At 59.1% G+C, this 21,822-nt stretch carries 17 protein-coding genes; 5 read left to right on the plus strand and 12 right to left on the minus strand.

Translation table 11 applies throughout. The features are described 5' to 3' along the window. The first annotated feature begins 364 nt into the window (after positions 1–364). The 3 genes from HGHM_RS20310 to HGHM_RS00640 all read left to right on the plus strand — a co-directional run bounded on the left by HGHM_RS20310 (position 365) and on the right by HGHM_RS00640 (position 4,230). Entirely contained in the window at positions 365–1,504 is a 1,140-nt protein-coding gene (locus HGHM_RS20310) for a porin (RefSeq protein WP_019139567.1), read from the plus strand. A 402-nt stretch (positions 1,505–1,906) separates the two neighbouring features. Further along, entirely contained in the window at positions 1,907–3,037 is a 1,131-nt protein-coding gene (locus HGHM_RS00635) for a porin (RefSeq protein WP_019139568.1), read from the plus strand. A gap of 182 nt (positions 3,038–3,219) precedes the next feature. Continuing rightward, positions 3,220–4,230, plus strand: coding sequence for a porin (locus HGHM_RS00640; protein WP_019139569.1), 1,011 nt, complete (start codon positions 3,220–3,222; stop codon positions 4,228–4,230). Positions 4,231–4,340: 110 nt separating this feature from the next. Here the strand turns inward: HGHM_RS00640 and HGHM_RS00645 are convergent, their stop codons facing one another. From HGHM_RS00645 to HGHM_RS00685, 9 genes are all read right to left on the minus strand, one after another. Further along, entirely contained in the window at positions 4,341–5,147 is an 807-nt protein-coding gene (locus HGHM_RS00645) for a DUF3025 domain-containing protein (protein ID WP_026075573.1), read from the minus strand. A gap of 59 nt (positions 5,148–5,206) precedes the next feature. Further along, positions 5,207–6,265 carry a dihydroorotase gene (pyrC, locus tag HGHM_RS00650; protein WP_019139571.1) on the minus strand — a complete coding sequence of 353 codons (1,059 nt, stop codon included), beginning with the start codon at positions 6,263–6,265 and terminating at the stop codon, positions 5,207–5,209. Positions 6,266–6,397: 132 nt separating this feature from the next. Further along, positions 6,398–7,123: an amino acid ABC transporter ATP-binding protein gene (locus HGHM_RS00655; RefSeq protein WP_019139572.1), complete on the minus strand. Its 726-nt coding sequence runs from the start codon at positions 7,121–7,123 to the stop codon at positions 6,398–6,400. Between the two features lie 10 nt (positions 7,124–7,133). Continuing rightward, positions 7,134–7,823, minus strand: a complete 690-nt coding sequence (locus HGHM_RS00660) for an amino acid ABC transporter permease (RefSeq protein ID WP_020693793.1) — start codon at positions 7,821–7,823, stop codon at positions 7,134–7,136. Then, a complete protein-coding gene (locus tag HGHM_RS00665) occupies positions 7,820–8,545 on the minus strand; it encodes an amino acid ABC transporter permease (RefSeq protein ID WP_019139574.1) in 726 nt (241 codons plus the stop codon). Before HGHM_RS00665 ends, HGHM_RS00660 begins: the two co-directional genes overlap by 4 nt. 229 nt (positions 8,546–8,774) lie before the next feature. Next, positions 8,775–9,668, minus strand: coding sequence for a transporter substrate-binding domain-containing protein (locus HGHM_RS00670; RefSeq protein WP_034348345.1), 894 nt, complete (start codon positions 9,666–9,668; stop codon positions 8,775–8,777). 175 nt (positions 9,669–9,843) lie between these two features. Then, positions 9,844–11,130 carry a Glu/Leu/Phe/Val family dehydrogenase gene (locus HGHM_RS00675; RefSeq protein WP_019139576.1) on the minus strand — a complete coding sequence of 429 codons (1,287 nt, stop codon included), beginning with the start codon at positions 11,128–11,130 and terminating at the stop codon, positions 9,844–9,846. Positions 11,131–11,274: 144 nt separating this feature from the next. Next, positions 11,275–12,252, minus strand: coding sequence for a LysR family transcriptional regulator (locus tag HGHM_RS00680; protein WP_019139577.1), 978 nt, complete (start codon positions 12,250–12,252; stop codon positions 11,275–11,277). A gap of 6 nt (positions 12,253–12,258) precedes the next feature. Then, a complete protein-coding gene (locus HGHM_RS00685; protein WP_019139578.1) occupies positions 12,259–14,109 on the minus strand; it encodes an ABCB family ABC transporter ATP-binding protein/permease in 1,851 nt (616 codons plus the stop codon). A 126-nt stretch (positions 14,110–14,235) separates the two neighbouring features. Here HGHM_RS00685 and HGHM_RS00690 point away from each other — a divergent pair, with 126 nt between their 5' ends. Together HGHM_RS00690 and HGHM_RS00695 are read left to right on the plus strand one after the other, a co-directional pair. After that, positions 14,236–14,670, plus strand: coding sequence for an acyl-CoA thioesterase (locus HGHM_RS00690; protein ID WP_019139580.1), 435 nt, complete (start codon positions 14,236–14,238; stop codon positions 14,668–14,670). 133 nt (positions 14,671–14,803) lie between these two features. After that, entirely contained in the window at positions 14,804–16,390 is a 1,587-nt protein-coding gene (locus tag HGHM_RS00695; RefSeq protein WP_019139581.1) for an alkaline phosphatase D family protein, read from the plus strand. Positions 16,391–16,479: 89 nt separating this feature from the next. Here the strand turns inward: HGHM_RS00695 and HGHM_RS00700 are convergent, their stop codons facing one another. The 3 genes from HGHM_RS00700 to HGHM_RS00710 form a co-directional block, all read right to left on the minus strand. Next, complete coding sequence (locus HGHM_RS00700) at positions 16,480–18,174, minus strand: long-chain fatty acid--CoA ligase (RefSeq protein WP_019139582.1); 1,695 nt, start codon at positions 18,172–18,174, stop codon at positions 16,480–16,482. A gap of 376 nt (positions 18,175–18,550) precedes the next feature. Further along, positions 18,551–19,642, minus strand: a complete 1,092-nt coding sequence (locus tag HGHM_RS00705) for an aminopeptidase (protein ID WP_148415284.1) — start codon at positions 19,640–19,642, stop codon at positions 18,551–18,553. Positions 19,643–19,732: 90 nt separating this feature from the next. Beyond that, a complete protein-coding gene (locus HGHM_RS00710; RefSeq protein WP_026075574.1) occupies positions 19,733–21,811 on the minus strand; it encodes a molybdopterin-containing oxidoreductase family protein in 2,079 nt (692 codons plus the stop codon). Between the last annotated feature and the right edge of the window lie 11 nt (positions 21,812–21,822).

Here is a 21,822-nt window from a genome sequence, read left to right on the forward strand (position 1 = left end):
GCCAAAACCAAAAAATTTCCTAACGACAAACAATATAAAAGTCAACAGTATTGATGTGCATTTCCTTCCACGCCTTTGAAGCAGCAGCATTTTGGGTTTTATATTGCGGCACTGCTTTTCACAAAATAAAACAGCAAAGTCCCTTCGCACGCTCGTTCATTTTTCTGTTGCTCGACCACCACATAAACAATGATACAGCCCAGCAAAACCGAAATTCCCTTTGCTCAACATACCGATATTTGTTGAAATTACCATCAGCTTTTAGGTTCCGGCCGAGAAGTCGCAGCACGGCGGCTCGTTACGGGCATCCCTGCTGGCAACAATAAGTAGCAAGAAAAGCACCATAACCCTTGGAGATATCTTAATGAAAAAAACGCTTCTCGCCCTGGCAGTCATGGGCGCATTCGCAGGCACCGCACAGGCACAGCAGACCGATGGCGTCACGATTTATGGCTCGATCGACGGCGGCGTACGTTACAAGAGCAACGTTAACGCAGCCGGCGACAAACTGTGGAGCGAAGGCGACGTAAGCAGTGGAGTCAAGCTGGGCACCTATAACACCAACCGTCTCGGCTTCAAGGGCGTGGAAGATCTCGGCGGCGGCATGAATGCGCATTTCGTGCTGGAAAATGGCTTCGATGCTGGCACCGGTACGCTCGACAATGGTTCGAATCGCCTCTTCAACCGTACCGCTCTCGTGGGTATCACCACGCCGGTCGGTAACTTCGATTTGGGTCGCCAGTACTCCGTTTCGTTCAAGATGATCGGTCAGTACGATCCGTTCAACTACCACTACATCACTATCATCCCGCTGGCGAGCGCCGCCGCTGGTAGCCCCGGAAGCATTTCTGCCACCGCTCCTACCGGTACTCAGGGTGGCACTCGCTTCAACAACGACCTCCAGTACACCGCCAAGTTCGGCCCGGCATTGGTGATGGCAGAGTACGCCTTTGGCGAAACGGCTGGAGAAACCAGCGGCAACTCGGCTTTTGCAGTTGGTGGCGCGTACACCGCCGGCCCGATTACGGTTGGTGGCGCATATACCCGCAAGAAGCCTAGCGTTCCAGTAGCTGGTGGCGCCACTTCGTTCGAAGACAATAATCAGTGGACTGTTGGTGGCTCGTTCAAGACCGAGGCTTTCCGCGTAGCAGTAGGTTACATTGACGACAAGCAAGAGCGCGGTCTGCCAGGATTTGATGACAACAGAGTCCGGAATGCATGGGCTGGCGTTAGCGTTAACATTACCCCGGCGTTCGAATTGACTGGCGCCTTCTATCAGACAAGAGTGAATTTGGATCAGACGCCCACGGTCTCTGCTGATGGCAAGAGGAACCTGTTCATCGTCGGCGGCACCTATGCGCTGTCGAAACGCACAGTCCTCTATACTGAAGTTGATTATGCAAAACTTCACGGCATTGCACGAGTCAACCCGACGGGTGCAGGCGGTCTGGCGCCCCTCGACAACCAAAAAGGCGTGTCCATCGGTATCAACCACTTGTTCTAAGCAAGCAGTATTTGCTGAAAACGAGCTAAGCGCCCGGGAAAACAAGGCAATTTAGTTACTTTCGGGTGCAAACCGCTAAAACCAGGCTTGCTCATGCAAGCCTGGTTTTTTTATTGGCGACAAGCGCTCTTCCAAATTTCTCCTTGCCAGTTCATTGCCTTGCTTTTGCACAATGCAAAAAGCCAATACCGGGATGGCAATCCTTTCGTTGTACCCCCGCCACAAAATTGCTGATATCAGCAGCAAAAGCCAAATTCCCTTTGTCCTCGCACTCGATATTTGTTGAAATACTTAGTAGCTTCTTAAACAAATCTTCAGGAAGCACTATTCGGCAGCGACGTGTCCACTAGTGGCGTTGCCGAGTCTAATAACTCTTAGTTAACAACCTTTGGGGATTATTCGATGAAAAAATCGCTTCTCGCACTCGCCGTACTGGGTGCTTTCGCAGGCGTTGCTCATGCCCAAACCAACGTGACGGTCTATGGTGTCGTCGACGCGGGCATCAACTATGACGACGGCAAGCAATCTGACAAAGTTTGGGCTTTGCAAAGCGGTCAGCAGAGCGGCAGCCGCATCGGCTTCCGCGGCACCGAAGATCTCGGCGGCGGTCTGTCTGCAGTCTTCACCCTGGAAAACGGCTTCAGCACCGATGATGGCACGCTGGGCAATGGCGGCCGTCTGTTCGGTCGTCAGGCATGGGTTGGCCTGAACGGCGGCTTCGGTTCCGTCAAGCTGGGCCGTCAATACAACGCCATTTATAACGCACTGAACGCAATCGACCCGTTCGGCATCAATCAGGCTGGCGACATGCAGCGCGTGTATGGCTATGGCCTGGGCAAGGTTGATCCGATCTCCCGTTCGGACAACACCATCACCTACACCTCCCCGAACATCGCTGGCTTCACCGGCCAGGTTGGCTACAAGTTCGGCGAGAACGCTGGTGCGTTCAACACCGGCAGCAGCAAATTCGTTGGTCTGGCCTATGTTGCCGGTCCCGTCAATGTGCAAGCCGCTTACTCGAACACCAACGCCCTGTCTCTTGGAACTGCTGCTTCCACGTCGGCAACTGCAACGCTTAACCCCATTGCAGCACAAGCCCTCGCAGCTGGCCTGGCTGGAACTGCTGCCACCGCAGGCGGTGTTACCACCACCACCGTTCGCGCCGATGTGAAAAACGCGCTCATTGGTGCCACCTATGACTTTGGCGTAGTGAAGGCCCACGCCTTGTTCGGTGATTCGAAAGTGGAAAACGCTGGCGCTGACATCAAGATCCGCAACTACATGCTGGGCGTAAGTGCTCCGGTCGGCGCAGTGGGTAGCGTCTATGCTTCCTGGAACCGCAACGACTTCCGCGACTTCGACGACGCGAAATCCAACCAGTATGCGATCGGCTACTCGCACTCCCTGTCCAAGCGCACCAACCTGTACACCTCGTTCGGCTATACCAAGAACGACGACGGCGTGCGTCTGAATGCCTTCGCCGCTGGCGAGTCCGACAAGGAATTCCAGCTTGGCGTTCGCCACACGTTCTAATTCCCTGCAGGCCTAGGTTTGCAGTATTAGAAAGCAGTAGAAAAAGGCACCTTCGGGTGCCTTTTTTGCAGTATGCAGTCCCGTGCGAAGGCGCGATGCTGAAAGATCCTGCGGAGCTTTCATCGGTGGTTCTGCCTGAAGCACTCAATAATCTTTAACAAGAAACCTTAGGGGAATGTCCAATGAAAAAATCGCTTCTCGCATTGGCAGTATTCGGCGCCTTTGCTGGCGCAGCTTCTGCGCAAACCAATGTCACCATTTATGGTCTTGTGGACGCAGGCATCCGGCGCACCGATTCGGATATCAACGGTAAAGCCTGGGAACTGGCGAGCGGCATGCAATCCGGCAGCCGCCTCGGCTTCAAGGGCACGGAAGACCTCGGCGGCGGCTTGTCCGCGATCTTCGCCCTGGAAAACGGTTTTACGGTCGATAACGGCGGCCTGGATCAGGGAGGCCGTCTCTTTGGTCGTCAGGCATGGGTCGGCCTGAACGGGGGCTTCGGCACCGTCAAGCTGGGCCGTCAGTACACGCCAATCTTTACCGTTCTCGATTCGCTCGATCCGTTCAGCACCGGCATTATCGGCGGCGACGCGGGCGCTCTGGCCGTGTTTGAAACCTACGGCATCCGCATGGACAACACGATCAATTATTCGATGCCAAACGTTGGCGGTTTCTCCGGCCAGGTTGCATACGGATTCGGTGAAGTTGCCGGCCGTTTCTCTGATGCCCGCAACATGGGAGCATCCGTAGGTTATGCAAACGGTCCGCTCAATGTAGCTGCTGCTTATCACCGGCAAGACCGTCTCGCCACCTCTTCCGACCCCACGACGGAAGGCAAAACCTGGCTGGTTGGCGCCACCTACGATCTCGGCGTAGTCAAAGGCCACGTTGCCTACGCAGACAACAGGGGTGAAGCCGCTACATCGACCCGCAGCCGTGACGGCATGATTGGTGTCAGCGTCCCGGTTGGCGGCGTCGGTACCGTCCTGGCATCCTATACTCGTCATGACGACAGGGAAGGTTCCGCTGATGCCAGCTTCTGGGGCGTCGGTTACACCCACAGCCTGTCCAAGCGCACCAACCTGTACACTTCGTACTCGCGCGTGAACAACGATGCTGGATCCAACCGCGGCTTCGTTACTGCCGGGGACGACGTGAACTGGTTCAACGTGGGCATCCGCCACATCTTCTGATGATTTGCAGGTTTAAGCCTGCATTGATTTGGAAGCATGAAAGGCACCTTCCGGTGCCTTTTTTCATTTGGCCCGCCTGAACCTGCCCCCCCATGCTAGCCTACCGTTGCTCAAGCCATTCTTTTCGGCCGGAATACGGCTACGTCCTGATAAAACGCTTCGTCCTGAGCATTCCACCATCCCGGTACGCCGAGCACCGGCAAGGGTGTGAAATCGGACGTCGACAAGCCGCCCGACAACTGCCGGGTGACCTCGGAATCCAGCCAGCAACGCTTTTCCTCCACGGACATGGCAAAGAATGCATGGTCCGCCTTGACCTGCCATGCATGGGCCGTGATGGATTTGTAGGGCGTGACCAGTTTTTCCATCAGCGCATGGCCGAACAGCCATACCTCGCACGTGTTGTCGAAGGCAGGGCGCCGCTCCACGAATGCCTCATGCCAGCGGTGCGCACGCAAAGCGTCGAGCAGTTCCGCATCCCGGCAAACCAGCAGGGCGGCGTTCTCGTCGAAAATGGTGGCCGCGTCGCGCAGACGGCCGCGATGCGCAGTGGCGTCGGCATTCGCGCCGCTTGATGCCGCCTTGGCGAGCTGCGCAGCCTGCAGCGCATTGAGTTGTCGCTTGATGTTCGGGAAGGTCAGCCACACCAGCGCATTGAAGAAATCATGCAGGTTTTCCCGGGTCGGCACGCCTCCGGTAGCGCTGATAAAGGCTTCGTAAGCAGTTCCGGCAGGCAGGTCGGATTGCGGCACGAAGCGGAGTGGCAGATCGCGGTGATTGCGCAAGCCGGAGGCAGCAGCCGCTGCATTGATCTCCTGGCGCCAGTCACTCGCCTGCAAGATGCCAGAAGCCGCGGGCAGCAAGTGCCGTAGCCATGGGCGCTGCCAATCGACGCTGTCGAAGAAGCGAGTACTCATTACGGCCTTGTGTCAGCCCGCCCGTCCAACTGCGCATTCAGCTGAACAGTACTGGCGTCTCAAACCAGTTTCCACCCGATGGTTTCGCCGGCGTTCAAAGGTGCGATCACGGTTTCGCCAAACGGCAGTTCCTGAGGCAATGCCCAGCTTTCCCGCACCAGGGTCACCGTACCGGTATTACGCGGCAAATCATAGAAGGCGGGGCCGTTGAAGCTGGCAAAGGCTTCGAGCTTGTCCAGCGCACCTGCCGCATCAAAGGCTTGCGCATAGAGTTCCATGGCGTGCAGCGCGGTGTAGCAGCCGGCGCAGCCGCAGGCATGTTCTTTCAATCCTTTCGCGTGCGGAGCGGAATCGGTACCGAGGAAGAATTTCGGATTTCCGGAAGTCGCGGCACGCACCAGTGCCTGGCGATGCTCTTCGCGCTTCAGGACGGGCAGGCAGTAGTAATGCGGGCGGATGCCGCCCTTGAAAATCTCGTTGCGGTTATACAGCAGGTGGTGCGCGGTAATCGTCGCGGCGGTAGCGCTGCCCGCTTCCGCCACATATTGCGCGGCTTCCCTAGTGGTGATGTGTTCGAACACCACTTTCAATTCCGGCATGTCGCGACGCAGCGGCTGCATTACACGTTCGATGAATACCGCCTCGCGGTCGAAGATGTCGACGGCCGGATCGGTGACCTCGCCATGCACCAAAAATGGCATGCCGAGTTCTTGCATGGTTTCGAGCGTCCTGTAGCACTTTGCCAATGCGGTGACACCGGCATCCGAATTGGTGGTGGCTCCGGCCGGATACAGCTTCACCGCATGCACCAGGCCGCTCTCCTTGGCTCGCCGAATTTCCTCTGACGGTGTATTGTCGGTCAGGTACAGCACCATCAGTGGCTCGAACTGCACCCCGGACGGCAAGGCGGCGAGGATGCGCTCGCGATAGGCAAGCGCCTGCGCGGTCGTCGTCACGGGCGGCTTGAGGTTCGGCATCACGATGGCGCGGGCGAACTGCCGCGCACTGTGGGGCAAGACGCTGGCCATTGCCGCGCCGTCGCGCAAATGCAGGTGCCAGTCGTCGGGACGGGTGATGGTGAGGCTTTGCTGGGGATGGGAAGCAGAAGGGTTTTGCATAGCGGTTTTTCCTGAAACTGCCGCTATTTTACCCGCTTGCCCCGCCCTCCCGGGACAGGCGCTAATATTTCCGCGCACAAAAAAGCCGCCTCCGCACAGGCGGAAACGGCTCTTGCTCCGGCAAACCGGCGATCAGTGAATGATCTTGGCCAGGAAATCGCGAGCGCGATCCGATACCGAGCCGCCAAAGAATTCCTCTTTCGAGCGGTCGTCGACGATATATCCCTTGTCCATGAAAATGACGCGGTCCGCCACTTTCTTGGCGAAGCCCATTTCATGAGTGACCACCATCATCGTCATGCCTTCCTGCGCGAGGCCAACCATCACGTCCAGCACCTCGTTGATCATTTCCGGATCGAGCGCCGAGGTCGGCTCGTCAAACAGCATGGCGATCGGGTCCATCGACAATGCGCGCGCGATCGCCACCCGCTGCTGCTGGCCACCCGACAGCTGGCCGGGGTACTTGTCCTTCTGCGACAGCAGGCCGACCCGATCGAGGTACTTGAGGCCTTTTTCGGTGGCTTCCTCTTCGCTGCGTCCGAGCACCTTGGTCTGGCCGATGGTCAGGTTCTGACGAATCGACAGGTGCGGGAACAGCTCGAAATTCTGGAACACCATGCCGATGCGTGCCCGCAGCTTCGACAGATTGGTTTTCGGATCGCCCACCGAGGTATTGTCGACCAGGATCTCGCCCTGCTGGAAAGGCTCCAGGCCATTCACGGTCTTGATCAGAGTCGACTTGCCGGAGCCGGACGGACCGCAGACGACGACCACGTCGCCCTTGGCAACACTGGTAGTACAGTCGGTCAAGACCTGGAAGTCACCATACCACTTGCTCACGTTTTTCAATTCAATCATGGCGATATCCTTAGCGAATGATGGCAATGCGCTTCTGCAAGCGCTTCACCAGGAATGAGAGTGTGTAGCTCAGCGCGAAATAAACGATCGCAACGAACAGGTACAGCTCGACGATGCGGCTGTCGCGCTGCGCGATCTTGACTGCGGCGCCGACGAAGTCCGTCACGTTCAGCAGCGACACCAGGGACACGTCCTGGAACAGGACGATGGTCTGGGTCAGCAGGATGGGCAGCATGTTGCGGAAGGCCTGCGGCAGGATCACCAGTCGCATCGATTGCCAGTAGGTGAAGCCGAGCGCGTAGCCGGCGTTCACCTGGCCGCGGGTGATGCTCTGGATACCGGCGCGCATGATCTCGCAGAAGTACGCCGCCTCGAACATGATGAAGGTGATGTAGGCCGAACGGTCGGCACCGATCTGGATCGGATATTCCGACTTCGTGATCGACTGGATGATCACCGGCACCAGGAAATAGAACCAGAAGATCACCAGCAGCAGCGGGACGGAACGCATCAGGTTCACATAGCCGGCAGCAAAAAGCGCCAGCGGCTTGAACGACGACAGACGCGCCATTGCAAGCAAGGTGCCGAAAAAGGTGCCGCCGATCGCGGCGATCACCGTCAGCTGCACCGTGTACTGCAAGCCCGTCAGCAGGTACGGCCAGGTGCGGCTGATGACGTTGAAATCAAGATCAAACATCATTTGCCCCCTACGATATAGCCGGGGACGGCAACCCGGCGCTCGATGAAGGCCATGATGCGGTTGGCCAGCATTGCAATCACCACATAGATGACGGTGGCCGCGCCGAATGCTTCAAAGTAGCGGAAGGTCATTTCACCCATTTCGCGAGTGCGGAAGAACAGTTCGACCAGGCCGATCGAGTAGGCGACTGCGGTGTTCTTGATAAGGTTCATCACCTCCGAGGTAAGCGGCGGAATGATGATCCGGTAGGCCATCGGCAGCAGCACGTAACGGTAAGTCTGGATCTGGGTCAGCCCGAGTGCATAGCCGGCATTGCGCTGGCCGCGTGGCAGGGCCTGAATGCCGGAGCGTACCTGTTCGGCAATCCGCGCGGAAGTGAAAAAGCCGAGGCAGACGACGGCCGTAAAGAACTGATGCCGGGTCGGGTCCAGAGTCGTCACCCAGGCCTTGACCGCCGGAATCAGCCCCGGCACAACGAAATACCAGACGAAGAACTGGACGAGCAACGGGATGTTGCGAAACAGTTCGACATAGGCATTGCCAAATCGGACCATCACGGGCCGGTCGGTGGTGCGGATCACGCCGATGATCGATCCCAGCACGAATGCCATGATCCAGGCGAAGAACGCGGTTGCCAGCGTCCAGCCCAAACCCGACAAGAGCATGTCGCCCCAGGTTTCATCGAAATCGGGCACCTGCTCGAAAAATATCCCCAGATTCATTCCTTGACTCCCTCCAGCCTGGTCAGCCGGCCATTCCGACTGCACCACGACTGATCAAACACGGGCCACAAGCCGGTTTTCGGTGCGGCCTGCCCCGCAGTTGCGCCCCGGCGGTAACCGGAACGCTTGCGCATGCGGACGATATATCATTTGCCTGCGCTGCTCAAGCCCAAAAAAAAGGGCCGGCTCGGCGCGTGCGCCTTCCGGCCCTTCGTCTACTGCGAACCGCTTACACGCCCTTGTCGTTGGGGTTCTTGAAGTCTTCGCGAAGAACCGGCTTGATCGGGAAGTTCAAGTTGATGCCCTTGGGCGGAATCGGGCTCATGAACCACTTGTTGTAGATCTTGTCGATCTCGCCCGACTTCATGATGCCGCCGATGGTCTTGTCGACCAGCGCCTTGAACTGCGGATCATCCTTGCGCAGCATCATGCTGTACGGCTCCTGGCGCAGGGAACCCGGCAGGATCTTGAACTCCGAAGGATTCCTGGAATTTGCGATCTGTCCAGCCAGCAGGATGTCGTCCATCACGAACGCGGTAGCCCGGTCGTCAGCCATCAGCAGGAAGGATTCGGCATGGTCCTTGCCGTAGATTTCCTTGACCTGGGCGTTCTTGGTCTTTTCGTAAGCCTTGAGCAGCGGAACGGAAGTCGTGCCGGAGGTGGTGGAAATCGTCTTGCCGTTCAGGTCTTCCAGGGAATTGATGTTGGAGTTCTTCTTGACGGCGGCCGTGACGTCGATCACGAAGTAGGTCGGTCCGAACGAAACCTGCTGCTGACGGGTGACGGAGTTCGTGGTGGAACCGCATTCGAGGTCGATGGTACCGTTCTGCAGCAGCGGGATCCGGTTGCTGGAAGTGACCGGTTGCAGGTTGACCTTGAGGTTGGGGATCTTGAGCTCGGTCTTGACCGCGTCGACGATTCTCATGCAGAGATCCATCGCATAACCGATGGGCTGCTGCTTGTCGTCGAGGTAAGAGAACGGAATCGAGGATTCGCGGTAACCGACCGTGATTGCGCCAGTGTCCTTGACTTTCTTCAGGGTGCCACTCAGATCCTGAGCCTGCGCCATGCCCGCAATCGCCCCGGCGCCGATAACAATACCGATCAACTTCGTTAGTTTCATGATGTCTCCTAAAAAGTGAAGCGTTGCTAGTGTATCAAAACCCCCGATTTAAGACAGACGGAAATTGACAGGGCTTCTTGATTCCCCCTTCCCTGTCAGAGGCAGTTTCCGCTTGCCGCCAGCCCGCGGATTTTCCGGGCTCGATACGCAATGCTCATAAGCAAGATCCGAGCCATCACGGATAGAGGCCGCGCATTTCCCTGGCTCGCAGCACGCGGGTGCACGCGACAATGAATGCCGCTGTCCGCAACGATACCTGTTTTTCTTCCGCCAGTTGCCAGATTGCGGCAAAGGCTTCGCGCATGATGCGGGTCAGTCGCAGATTGATTTCTTCCTCGGTCCAGAAGAAGCTGGAGAAATCCTGCACCCATTCGAAGTAGCTGACGGTCACGCCGCCTGCATTGGCAATGACATCGGGTACGATCAGTACGCCCTTATCATGCAGGATGTCGTCGGCTGCCGGCGTGGTCGGGCCATTGGCCCCTTCGAGGATGATGCTGGCGCGAATCCGGTTTGCATTGTCCGCCGTGATCTGCTGTTCAAGGGCTGCCGGCACCATGATGTCGCAATCGACTTCCCAGAACTGGCTGCGCTCCTTCAGCGCATCTGCCCCGCTGAATCCCTCGATGCTGCCATGCGCGGACGAATGGGCCTGCAGTGCCGGGATGTCGATGCCGCCCTCGCGCACCAATGTGGCCACATGGTCCTGCACCGCGACGATGCGTGCACCGGCTTCTGCGAACAATCGGGCAGCAATGCCGCCGACGTTACCGAATCCCTGGACCGCGACACGTGCCCCCCGAATGTCGAGTCCGCGCTTGGCGGCGGCTTCGCAACCCACCACGAACACGCCGCGCCCGGTGGCTTCATGCCGCCCAAGGCTGCCACCCAGCGAAATCGGCTTGCCGGTGACGACGCCGGAGGCGGTGCTGCCCTGGTTCATGGAATAGGTATCCATCATCCAAGCCATGACCTTTTCATTGGTGTTGACATCCGGCGCCGGGATGTCCTTGGTCGGCCCGATGATGATGTTGATCTCGCTGGTATAGCGGCGCGTCATGCGCATCAGCTCGCCTTCCGACAGCAGCTTCGGATTGACCCGGATGCCGCCCTTGGCGCCGCCATAGGGCACATTCACCGCCGCATTCTTGATCGTCATCCAGGCCGCCAGTGCCATCACTTCGGAAAGTGTCACGTCCTGATGGAAGCGCACCCCGCCCTTGCCGGGGCCGCGCGAGGTATTGTGCTGTACCCGGTAGCCTTCGAAGTGGGCAATGGTGCCGTCGTCGCGTTCGATCGGTACGTCGACGACCAGAATGCGCTTGGGTCGCTTCAGGGTTTCCACCCAGCGAGCCAGAGAGCCGAGGTGCGGTGTGACGCGGTCGATCTGTTCCAGATAGACGCCCCAGGGACCGATCTCATGGGGAGTCAGATAAGAGGGAATTTCATGCTGGGTAGACATATTCTGGTCGCTCCTTCGTATTGTCGGCTGCACTGATACCAATGTAGTAACAAATACGATGCTAGGCCAGCATGTCTGCGCAAATCCAATGCTTTGTGCGCATGCAACTATGCATTCGCTGCATGGCTTTCCTGCGGGAAGAATTCAAGCAGACGTTTGTTTCTTCTCTGGCGCCATTGCTGCGCCGGCATGGGAACGCCCTGCTTCTTGTGCCGAGAGGTAATCCCAGAGCCGGGTGACAACAGGCTTGCCTGCGCGCTGCGCAGTTGGCCGCTCGCGATAGAGGCGGATTTCCATGCGCACCTCCCATTCCGCCTGGCCACCGTCAGCCCGCGCCAGCAACTTCTGGCCCAGTTCGCGCGTGACTGCCGATTCCGGCAGGAAGGCAATGCCATGTCCTTCCAGCGCCATCATCTTCAAGCCTTCCGCCATGTCGGTCTCATAGCGCTTGTCCAGATACAGCGGCTTCTTTGTATCGGCCAGGATCAGCTCCACCATGCGCCCGAGGTAGGCATTGCTGGTATAGGACAGGAAAGGCAGCGGCTCGCGGGCACTGCCCGGCAACATCAGGTCGGGCACGCCGGCCGCGTTGCAGCGCACATAGGGACGCAGGGCTTCGGTCCCGAGCGTGAGCATGTCGTACCGACCGGCGTCGAGCTGCACCGGTTGGCGCGGATGGTGATAGCACAGCAGCAGGTCGCAACCGCCTTCCACCATCGTCATGACCGCGTCATGCACGTTCAGTGCCATCAGGCGGGTGTGCAGCGCACCGAAACCGGCTTCCAGCCGGCTCAGCCATTTCGGCATGTAGGTCAATGACAGCGTGTGCGGCACCGCGAAATCGATGGTACCGCTGCCGGCGGGACGCTTCCCGCGCAGCAGCGCGCGGGCATTGTTGATCTGGCCGAGCATCTCGAGCGCCTGCTCGTAAAACACTTCGCCAGCCGGCGTCAGGCGCGTGGGATACGACGTGCGATCAATCAGGTCGGCGCCGAGCCAGGCTTCCAGCGCCTGAATGCGCCGGGAAAATGCGGGCTGAGTCACATGGCGCAGTTCGGCCGAGCGGCTGAAACTGCGGGTTTCCGCCAGCGAGATGAAGTCTTCCAGCCACTTGGTTTCCATGGCCGCCTACCCCACCATGCTCTCTTCGCCCTGCCCGCCAGATGCGGAAACCTCGTCCGGTCGCGCCTGCTGGCGTGCCCACATTTGCGCATACATGCCGTTCTCGGCCAGCAGCTGGACATGGGTGCCGCGCTCGACGATGCGGCCATGGTCGAGCACCAGGATCTGCGCCGCATCGGCAATCGTCGACAGGCGGTGTGCAATCACGAGCGTGGTCCGGTTCTTCGCGATCTCCTTCAGTTGCGCCTGGATGGCCTGCTCCGATTTCGAGTCGAGCGCCGAGGTAGCTTCGTCGAAGATCAGGATCGCCGGATTCTTCAGCAGGGTGCGCGCAATCGCTACCCGCTGCTTTTCCCCGCCGGACAGTTTCAGCCCGCGCTCGCCGACTTTCGTCGCATACCCGTCGGGCAGGCTCTCGATGAAGTCATGGATATACGCGGCCTTGGCGGCCGCGATGATCTCTTCCTTCCCTGCGCCGGGCCGGCCATAGGCAATGTTGTATTCGATCGTGTCGTTGAACAGCACCGTATCCTGCGGCACGATGCCGATCGCCTTGCGCAATGAAGTTTGGGTGACATTGCGCAAGTCCTGGCCATCGATGGTGATGCTGCCGGCATCGATGTCGTAGAAGCGGAACAGCAATCGCGACAGGGTCGACTTGCCCGAACCGCTGTGGCCGACTACCGCCGTCGTGGTGCCGGCAGGAATGGTGAAATCGACGCCGAACAGGATCTGGCGGTTCGACTCGTAGCTGAAATCCACTTTCGAAAACTTCACTTCAGCGCCAGCGACCGTCAGAGGCTTCGCATGCGGCGCGTCGGCGATTTCGCGATGCTGCTCCAGCAAGGCGAACAGGCGCTCCATGTCGGCCATGCTCTGCTTGATTTCACGGTAAATCACGCCGAGGAAATTCAGCGGAATGTACAACTGGATCATGAAGGCATTGACCAGCACCAGATCGCCCAGCGTCATCCTGCCGCTCATCACGCCCAGGGTGGCGCGCCACAGGATCAGGGTGACCGCGGTAGCGATGATGGCTGCCTGGCCGGCATTCAGGAACGACAGCGAAGTCTGGGATTTCACCGCGGCGGTCTCCCACTTTTGCAGGCTGCGGTCGTAATTCTGCGCTTCGTAATCTTCGTTGCCGAAGTACTTCACCGTTTCGTAATTGATGAGCGAATCGATCGCCTTGGTATTCGCGGTGGAATCCAGGTCGTTCATGGTGCGGCGAAAATGCGTGCGCCACTCGGTCACGACGATGGTGTACAGGATATAGACGACCAGCGCCGTAAGGGCAATCACCGCAAACCATACATCGTAGTGCAGCATCAGATAGCCGATCACGAGCGTAATTTCGACCAGGGTCGGCAGGATGCTGTAGAGCGTGTACGACACCAGCGAGGAAATGCCGCGCGTGCCACGTTCGATATCGCGCGTCATGCCGCCGGTCTGCCGGTTCAGGTGAAAGCGCAGCGACAAGGCATGCAGGTGGCGGAATACTTTCAACGCAATCGTGCGTACCGCACTTTGCGTGACTTTGGCGAACACGAATTCGCGCAATTCGGTGAATACCGTAGTCGACAGGCGCAACAAGCCATAGGCAATCAGCAAACCTGCGGGCAAGACGATCAAGGCGAGCGGATTGTTCGGACCGACCGTCATGTGATCGATCAGCTTTTTCAGTACGAGCGGTACGCCGACATTCGCGACCTTGGCACCGACCAGGAACACCAGCGCCAGCAGCACGCGCCATTTGTACGCCCAAAGATAAGGGAACAAGGTCTTGATCGTTGCCCAGTCGTTGCGGGTACCCTGGTTGGCGGCAGGTTCAGGAGAAGAGATGGAATGACGACGCATGACGTGGGGCAAGAATGAATCAGAATGGTTTATGCTTCGGGGTTTGATTGTAGCCCAGCCCCTGATTGCTCATCGGGCAGGCTTCAGAACTGCCGCCAATGCGGCACAGCAACTGAGGAATACGAAATGACGAACATCTATCATCCGGGCCTGCCCGAAGGAAAATTTCCAGAATTGCGCGTGATGCCCATGCCTTCCGATGCCAATGTCTATGGAGATGTGTTCGGCGGCTGGATCATGGCGCAGGTCGACATCGCCGGCTCCCTGCCTGCGGTGCGCCGGGCCAATGGCCGGGTCGCAACCATTGCCGTGAATTCATTCCTGTTCAAGCATCCGGTCTTCGTCGGCGACCTACTGTCCTTTTACGCGGACATCGTGCGAGTGGGCAGGACCTCCATCACGGTCAACGTGGAAGTGTATGCCGAGCGCAATCGCCTGCAGGCCGAAACCGTCAAGGTCACGGAAGCAACGCTCACTTACGTCGCTACCGGAACGGACCGCAAGCCGCGCATCATTCCGCCCCTGCCTTCCTCATCCGACGCAACCTCTACCGAAGGCTGACGGAAAAGCGGCTGCCGATGCAGCGGCCTTTATGCACAGCCGCGCGAACGCTTCTGCGCCTCGTCATCGCGACTTCGGCTGCCGGCGGAGACAATATGCGAGATTGGCAGTGTCGCCACAAAGAGGTGTTTTGATGCAATATGACCGCAGGTCTTTCCTGGCTCATGCGGCCCGACTCGCATCGCTTGCCGCGTTCGCAGCGGCCGCCCCGGTAAAGACGATTGCGCGCAGCACGTCCTATCCATTCAGCCTGGGCGTGGCGTCCGGCTCGCCCCGTTCAACGAGCGTCGTGCTCTGGACCCGCATCCTGCCGGACCCGTTGGATGCGCAATCGATCGCCCCCGAACCTGTGGGCGTACGCTGGGAAATCGCCGAGGATGATCGCTTCAAGCGTATTGCCGCGCAGGGAACGGCCACTGCGCTTGCCGAACTCGCGCACAGCGTGCACGTCGACGTGACCGGACTGCAGCCGGAGCGCTGGTACTGGTACCGCTTCATGCTGGGCGACGCGGTAAGCCCGGTGGGACGCACCCGCACTGCGCCACGTGCCGACGCGATGCCCTCGTCCCTGCGCTTCGCCTTCGCATCTTGCCAGCACTGGGAGTTCGGCGAATACGTTGCGCACCGGCATATCGCCAATGCAGCACCGGACCTGATCGCCTTCCTCGGCGACTACATCTACGAGTGGGGCCCGTATGAACTGTCCCATCCGATGTCCCCGCGCCGGCGCAGCCACGAAAGCTTCACGCTGGCCGACTATCGTGCCCGCTATGCCCAGTACAAATCCGACCCGCAATTGCAGGCGGCGCACCTCGCCGCCCCCTGGATCGTGACCTGGGATGATCATGAAGTGGCAAACGACTATGGCGCGGACCGGGACGAGCGCCTGGATCCGGATTTCATCGCACGCCGCGCCGCGGCTTATCAAGCCTTCTACGAGCACATGCCGGTACGCCTGCCGGGCTTGCCGGATGGTCCGAATCGCTTTACCCATTTTCGCCTTTACGGCCGCTACGACTGGGGACGGCTCGCCCGATTCCATGTGCTCGATGATCGCCAGTACCGGTCTTACCAGGCCTGCCAGCCGCGTGGCTGTGGTGGCTCCAGCTCGGTGTCGTCAAGCTGTGCGGAAAGGATGGCAGCGTCGCGCACCCTGCTCGGCCAGGGACAGGAAGCCTGGCTGGACGGAGGCCTTGCCTCTTCCCGCGCGAAGTGGAATTTCATTGCGCAGCAAACCCTGATGGCGCAGTCCAGTCAGGTGCCGATCGCGCAACCAGGCGAAGGCCGCTTCTGGACCGATGCATGGGATGGCTATCCGGCGGCGCGCAGCCGCTTGTTCGACAGCATGCTCCGCCATCGCCCCGCCAATCCGGTCGTGATTTCCGGCGACGTGCACTCCTTCTTCGCCTCCGATCTGAAACCGGATTTCGACCGGCCCGCGTCGCCGGACAATCCGGTGCTTGCCGCCGAATTCTGTGGCACTTCCGTCACCTCCAACTCGCGCCCGCAAGCGCGCACCGACCAGTACGTCGCGCAGAATCCGCACATCCGCTATGGCCGCAGCGACCGTCGCGGCTTCGTGCTGATGGATGTGACGCCGTCGCGCAGCATCGCGCGCTTCCAGGCACTGGAAGACGTGTACCGGGCCGACTCCGGCATCGAAACCCTCGCAAGCTTCGTGGTCGAGGATGGACGTGCCGGCATTGTGCGTGCAAGCTGAACTCCTTGCGAAGCCCGCTCGTCCCCTTGCGACGGGCAAAAAAAACCGCCTGACTGGCAGGCGGTTGAGGAAGAACCCTTCAGCGAATCTCAGGCTGTTGCCGAAGCCGACTTTTTCTCGTCGCGCAATTCGCGGCGCAGGATCTTGCCCACGTTCGTCTTCGGCAGATCGTTGCGGAACTCGACGTATTTCGGCCGCTTGTAGCCGGTCAGGCGGTCCCGGCAGAAGTCGATGACTTGCTGTGCCGTCAGGTTCGGGTCCTTGCGTACCACGTAGACCTTCACCGCTTCACCGGAATTGCTGTCCGTCACACCGACACATGCGCATTCCAGCACGCCGGGGTGAGACGCTACCACGTCTTCCACTTCGTTCGGATAGACGTTGAAGCCCGACACCAGGATCATGTCCTTCTTGCGGTCGACGATCTTCACATAGCCGCGCTCATCCATGACGCCAACGTCACCCGACTTGAAGAAGCCATCCGGAGTCATCACTTTCGCCGTCTCTTCCGGACGGTTCCAGTAGCCGGCCATTACCTGGGGACCGCGGATGGCGATCTCTCCCGGCTGTCCCAGCGGCACCGGATTGCCATTGTCGTCCAGGATCGCAATCTCGGTCGAAGGAATCGGCAACCCGATCGTGCCGGAGAATTCGGTCGCGTCGCCCGGGTTGCAGGTAGCCACCGGAGAAGTCTCGGACAAGCCATAGCCTTCGATGATCGGGCAGCCGGTAACCTTGAGCCACTTGTCGTTGACGGCTTTCTGCACCGCCATGCCGCCGCCGTTGCAGGTCCTGAGCTTGGAAAAGTCCAGCTTGGCAAATTCAGGGTTGTTCACCAGACCGTTGTACAGCGTGTTCACAGCCGGGAACATCGTCACCTGATGCTTCGACAGCTCCTTGATGAGACCCGGGATGTCGCGCGGGTTGGGAATCAGGAGGTTCATCGCGCCCAGGCGGGTGCCGAGCAGGCAGCATGCGGTCAGCGAGAAGATGTGATACAGGGGCAAGGCGCAGACGATCGTGATGTCCTCGACCTTCGGCTCCTTGTTCAGGGACGGCTGCGCCCATGCCTCGTTCTGCAGCACGTTCGCGATGACGTTGCGATGCTTCAGCACGGCCCCCTTGGATACGCCGGTGGTACCGCCGGTGTACTGCAGGAAGGCGACATCTTCCTGGGTGCACTGGTCCGGCTTGAGCGTCATGCTGGCGCCTTCCGCCAATGCCTTCTTGAAGGGCACGGCTTTCGGCAATGAAAATGCCGGCACCATTTTCTTCACTTTGCGCACCACGAAGTTGACGATCATGCCTTTCACGCCGCCGAGCATTTCACCCATGCTGGCAACCACCACATGCTTGACCTTGGTCTTGCCGATGACTTGTTCCAGAGTGGTGGCGAAATTCTCGAGGATGATGATGGCTTCGGCGCCAGAGTCGTTGAGCTGGTGCTCCAGTTCGCGCGGGGTGTACAGCGGGTTGACGTTGACCACGGTATAACCGGCACGCAGGACGCCGGCGATGGCAACCGGATACTGCAGCACGTTGGGCATCATGATTGCCACGCGGGCGCCTTTTTGCAAGCCCTTGCTCTGCAGCCACGCACCCAGTTTCCTGGACAGATCGTCGACCTCTCCATAGGTCAGATACTTGTCCATGCACACATAGGCATTGCGTGTGGCGTATTTCTTGAAAGCGTCTTCCAGCAGATGCACCAGTGACCGGTACTGGGTGTAATCGATCTCTGCCGGCACGCCTTTCGGATAAGACTTCAGCCAAATTTTTTCCATTGCCCGCCTCAATTCCCTAGTTAGTTTTAAATAGACGAATGGTGACTACCCACAAAAAGAACGAGCAGTCTTTTTTTTAGGCTAGATCGTATCGGGCAGTGCGCCTGCACGCAAGTATTTTGAGCAATGTCGAGGAAATTGTGCTGTTTAACCGAATATTCTTGTCGGTTTGCCGCAGTTGAAGACCAGAAGCCTTACACCTGCAGCAGGCGATGAAAATGCATGCGGGCTTTTGCGGCAACGCAGCATGAAGGCATGTCGAGCGCTCGCCACTGCTGGGTCAACAAGGGACTGGAAAGAATCGGGAAGGAGTGGCAGCGAACATGAGCAGCCGGTGGCATCCTCGACGTGGGCTGCCGCCGGCAATGCAGTGAAATCAATGCACTGCAGAAGCCACCGAATTGTCGGTGGCTTGCAGCGGCACGTGTCCAAGTTCGGCCAGCTGCTGGCGGCGCACGGACTTGTCGAGCTTGGCCATCTTGCGGGCGGTATCGTAAAACTCGTCCAGGTTCTTGCTTTGAGCAAGCAGCGCACGAAAACCCGGCACGAAATCATGATAGGTGGCGATGATCGACAGGTGTGCATTCGAAAGCGGCTCCGCAAACCAGCGGTCATAGCCGCCGTAGCCGCCCCATGAGACTTTCAGCGTCTGATAGTCATCCTTCATCGCCTGGAACAGTTCGGCCTTTTTCCCGCGCTTTTCATCATCGCTGGCGTCGCTCTTGTAGTTGTCATCCAAGGCCTTGCGGTATTTCATCAGCAGCGCCAGGAAATCGCGTTTGCGCTTGCTGTAATCGTCATACGCCTTGCGCATCTTGTCATCGCCATACTTGTCGAGCCAGCGGGCGACGCCGACCTCTTCCACCGCCACGGCAAACGCCTCGTTGAATTTCGAATCGCCTGCGGCATACACCACCTGGTGCGCCAGTTCATGAAACACCAGGCGCGCCAGTTCGGCATCCGGATACTGGATGAAGGTAGACAGCACTGGGTCCTTGAACCAGCCCAGGGTCGAATAAGCAGGAACGCCGGAGACATCGACATCGTAATGTTCCTTGCGCAATTCGGCGGCATAGGCTTGCGCCTCCTCCTTGCTGTAGTAGCCGCGGTAATTCACGCAGCCCGCAACCGGGAAGCACCACTGCTTCGGCTTCAGCGAGAGCTCCGGCGTGGCTACCACATTCCACAGCACGTACGGCCGCTTCAGGTCGGCGTAGGTGGTGTAGCTGGCGTTGTCCGGCAAGCCGAGTTCGCGCGCGGCAAACGCGCGGATCTCTTTCACCTTGGTGAGCTTGGTCTTGAGCTTGTCGGCAGTGTCCGGACTGGACAGCCAGTCGTCGATCGGCTTGGCTTCCGACAGCAGGCTGATTTGCCCATGGGCCGCCTGCACGAAATAACCGATTTGAGAACAACCCGCGGACAATGCCGCCACTCCACACACCCACCATGCCCGCAACTTCATTGCCATTTCTTCCTTACATATTTCGTTATGAGCGTTGCGCACAATTCACACAACTCAACTGCGGCCGCATATTCATCGGCATTCCGCCAAGCGCTCTTATGCTTTTTCCACCTGCACCAGCACATCGTAAAAGGTCGGCCCCCTGCCCATGTCGGTCAGGCGCTGGCTGGTAACTTCATTCGCATTCTTTCCATCGGATGCCAGCTTCTTCCACCAAATGGACAGGCCGACAACTAGACCCGGCCGCGCCTTGTCGGTCACCCGCGCCTTCATGACGAAGGAGCCGCGTTCGTTATGAATCCGCACACGGTCGCCGTCATGGATGCCACGCACGGCCGCATCGGCAGGATGGATATCGAGATGCGGCTCGCCTTCCGTATCGCGCAGGCTCTTCACATTGACGAAGGTGCTGTTGAGAAAGTTCCGTGCCGGTGGGGAAATCATCGCGAGCGGATAAGGTTTTCCCAACTCCGGACTGCTCGCCACCGATTCATGCGGCGGGATATAGCTTGGCAAGGGGTCGAAGCCATCCGCCTTCATGCGTTCGCTGTAGAACTCGCACTTGCCAGACGGTGTGGGAAAGCCGCCGTCGGCAAACGGCGCTTCCGGCATATTGAGTTTTTGCCAGCCTTTCTGCTTCAGCGCGTCCCAGTCGAAGTGGATGGCGCGGACATTGCGGCTGTCGAATGCCTGGGCCGCGATGGCATCGTCGCTCTCGGCAAAGCAGGGCTCATCGAAGCCCATGCGGGCGGCCAGCAAGCGGAAGATTTCGGTATTCGGCCTGGCTTCGCCAAGCGGCGCAATCGCTGCATTATTGGCCATCATGTAATGATGGCCATACGCCGCATGCACATCCACATGCTCAAGTTGCGTCGTGGCGGGCAGCAGGATATCCGCAAAGTCGGCGGTGTCGGTTTGAAAATGCTCGAGCACGACGGTGAACAAATCCTCGCGCGCAAAACCCTGTGCAACCTTCGGTGATTCAGGCGCGACCGCCAGCGGATTGGCGTTGTAGACAACGAGGGCTTCGATCTTCGGGCCGAATTCCGGCGATGCCTCGCGCAGCAGGTCATTGCCTATCGTGCTCATGTTGATGGTGCGCGGCGCACGGCCAGCTGGCATCAGATCCGGCCGCTGCAATGCCTGACTGTTTTTCGGAAAGCTGTCGGAAACGGAAAGCTGCACGCCGCCGGCGGCATGACGCCATGCGCCGACAAGCGCCGGCAGGCAGGCGATGTTGCGCACCGCCATGCCGCCGCCATGCACGCGCTGCAAGCCATAGTTGAGACGGATGACAGCGCCCTCGCCGCGTCTGGCGGTTGCGCCATATTCGCGTGCCAGTTGCTCGATCTCCTGCGTCGTGATGCCGCAAACCTGCGCCACCCGCTCCGGTGGCCATTCCTGCACTCTTTCCTTCAAGGCTTCGAAGCCGAGCGTATGGCGGGCGATGTAGTCATAGTCGATCAAGTCTTCCCTGATCAGCACATGCATCATCCCCAATGCAAGCGCGGCGTCCGTGCCCGGCATCAGGGCAATGTGCTGGTGGCATTTATCGGCCGTTAGCGAGCGGTAGGGATCGATCGCGATCAGCTTCGCCCCGCGCCGCTTGGCTTCCTGCACGCGCATCCACAAATGCAGGTTGGAAGCGATCGGATTGCCGCCCCAGATCAGGATCAGCCTGGCATTCTGGAATTGCTCGATGTCGGTACCGATGCGCGCGCCGATGGTGTACTTGTAACCCGCGCCACCGGCGGAAGCGCAGATGGTCCTGTCCAGCAAAGAAGCGCCGAGACGATGGAAGAAGCGCGCGGCCATCGACTCGCCTTGCACCAGGCCCATGGTGCCGGCGTAGCTGTAGGGAAGGATGGCGCGCGGATCGCGAACGGCAATTGCCTTCAGCCGCGCAGCAATGGTATCGAGCGCTTCATCCCAGCTGATGCGGACAAATTTCCCCTCTCCCTTTTTGCCGATCCGCTTCATCGGATGCAGCAGGCGATCGGGATGATAGGTGCGTTCGGTGTAACGAGCGACTTTCGTGCACAGCGCGCCTGCTGTCGTGGGATGGTCGGGATCACCGTGCACTTGGGTGGCGACACCATCCTTGACGGTCACGAGAAGAGCGCAGGTGTCAGGGCAATCATGCGGGCAGGCCGCGCGGACAATGGTCGTGTTCATGGTTCCTTCCG

This window comes from Noviherbaspirillum massiliense JC206 (assembly GCF_000312045.1).
Classification (GTDB): domain Bacteria; phylum Pseudomonadota; class Gammaproteobacteria; order Burkholderiales; family Burkholderiaceae_D; genus Noviherbaspirillum; species Noviherbaspirillum massiliense.

Coding starts and splice junctions, on each gene's coding strand:
- HGHM_RS20310 (WP_019139567.1), top strand. CDS start 365: ATGAAAAAAACGCTTCTCGCCCTGGCAGTCATGGGCGCATTCGCAGGC.
- HGHM_RS00635 (WP_019139568.1), top strand. CDS start 1,907: ATGAAAAAATCGCTTCTCGCACTCGCCGTACTGGGTGCTTTCGCAGGC.
- HGHM_RS00640 (WP_019139569.1), top strand. CDS start 3,220: ATGAAAAAATCGCTTCTCGCATTGGCAGTATTCGGCGCCTTTGCTGGC.
- HGHM_RS00645 (WP_026075573.1), bottom strand. CDS start 5,147: ATGAGTACTCGCTTCTTCGACAGCGTCGATTGGCAGCGCCCATGGCTA.
- pyrC (WP_019139571.1), bottom strand. CDS start 6,265: ATGCAAAACCCTTCTGCTTCCCATCCCCAGCAAAGCCTCACCATCACC.
- HGHM_RS00655 (WP_019139572.1), bottom strand. CDS start 7,123: ATGATTGAATTGAAAAACGTGAGCAAGTGGTATGGTGACTTCCAGGTC.
- HGHM_RS00660 (WP_020693793.1), bottom strand. CDS start 7,823: ATGATGTTTGATCTTGATTTCAACGTCATCAGCCGCACCTGGCCGTAC.
- HGHM_RS00665 (WP_019139574.1), bottom strand. CDS start 8,545: ATGAATCTGGGGATATTTTTCGAGCAGGTGCCCGATTTCGATGAAACC.
- HGHM_RS00670 (WP_034348345.1), bottom strand. CDS start 9,668: ATGAAACTAACGAAGTTGATCGGTATTGTTATCGGCGCCGGGGCGATT.
- HGHM_RS00675 (WP_019139576.1), bottom strand. CDS start 11,130: ATGTCTACCCAGCATGAAATTCCCTCTTATCTGACTCCCCATGAGATC.
- HGHM_RS00680 (WP_019139577.1), bottom strand. CDS start 12,252: ATGGAAACCAAGTGGCTGGAAGACTTCATCTCGCTGGCGGAAACCCGC.
- HGHM_RS00685 (WP_019139578.1), bottom strand. CDS start 14,109: ATGCGTCGTCATTCCATCTCTTCTCCTGAACCTGCCGCCAACCAGGGT.
- HGHM_RS00690 (WP_019139580.1), top strand. CDS start 14,236: ATGACGAACATCTATCATCCGGGCCTGCCCGAAGGAAAATTTCCAGAA.
- HGHM_RS00695 (WP_019139581.1), top strand. CDS start 14,804: ATGCAATATGACCGCAGGTCTTTCCTGGCTCATGCGGCCCGACTCGCA.
- HGHM_RS00700 (WP_019139582.1), bottom strand. CDS start 18,174: ATGGAAAAAATTTGGCTGAAGTCTTATCCGAAAGGCGTGCCGGCAGAG.
- HGHM_RS00705 (WP_148415284.1), bottom strand. CDS start 19,642: ATGGCAATGAAGTTGCGGGCATGGTGGGTGTGTGGAGTGGCGGCATTG.
- HGHM_RS00710 (WP_026075574.1), bottom strand. CDS start 21,811: ATGAACACGACCATTGTCCGCGCGGCCTGCCCGCATGATTGCCCTGAC.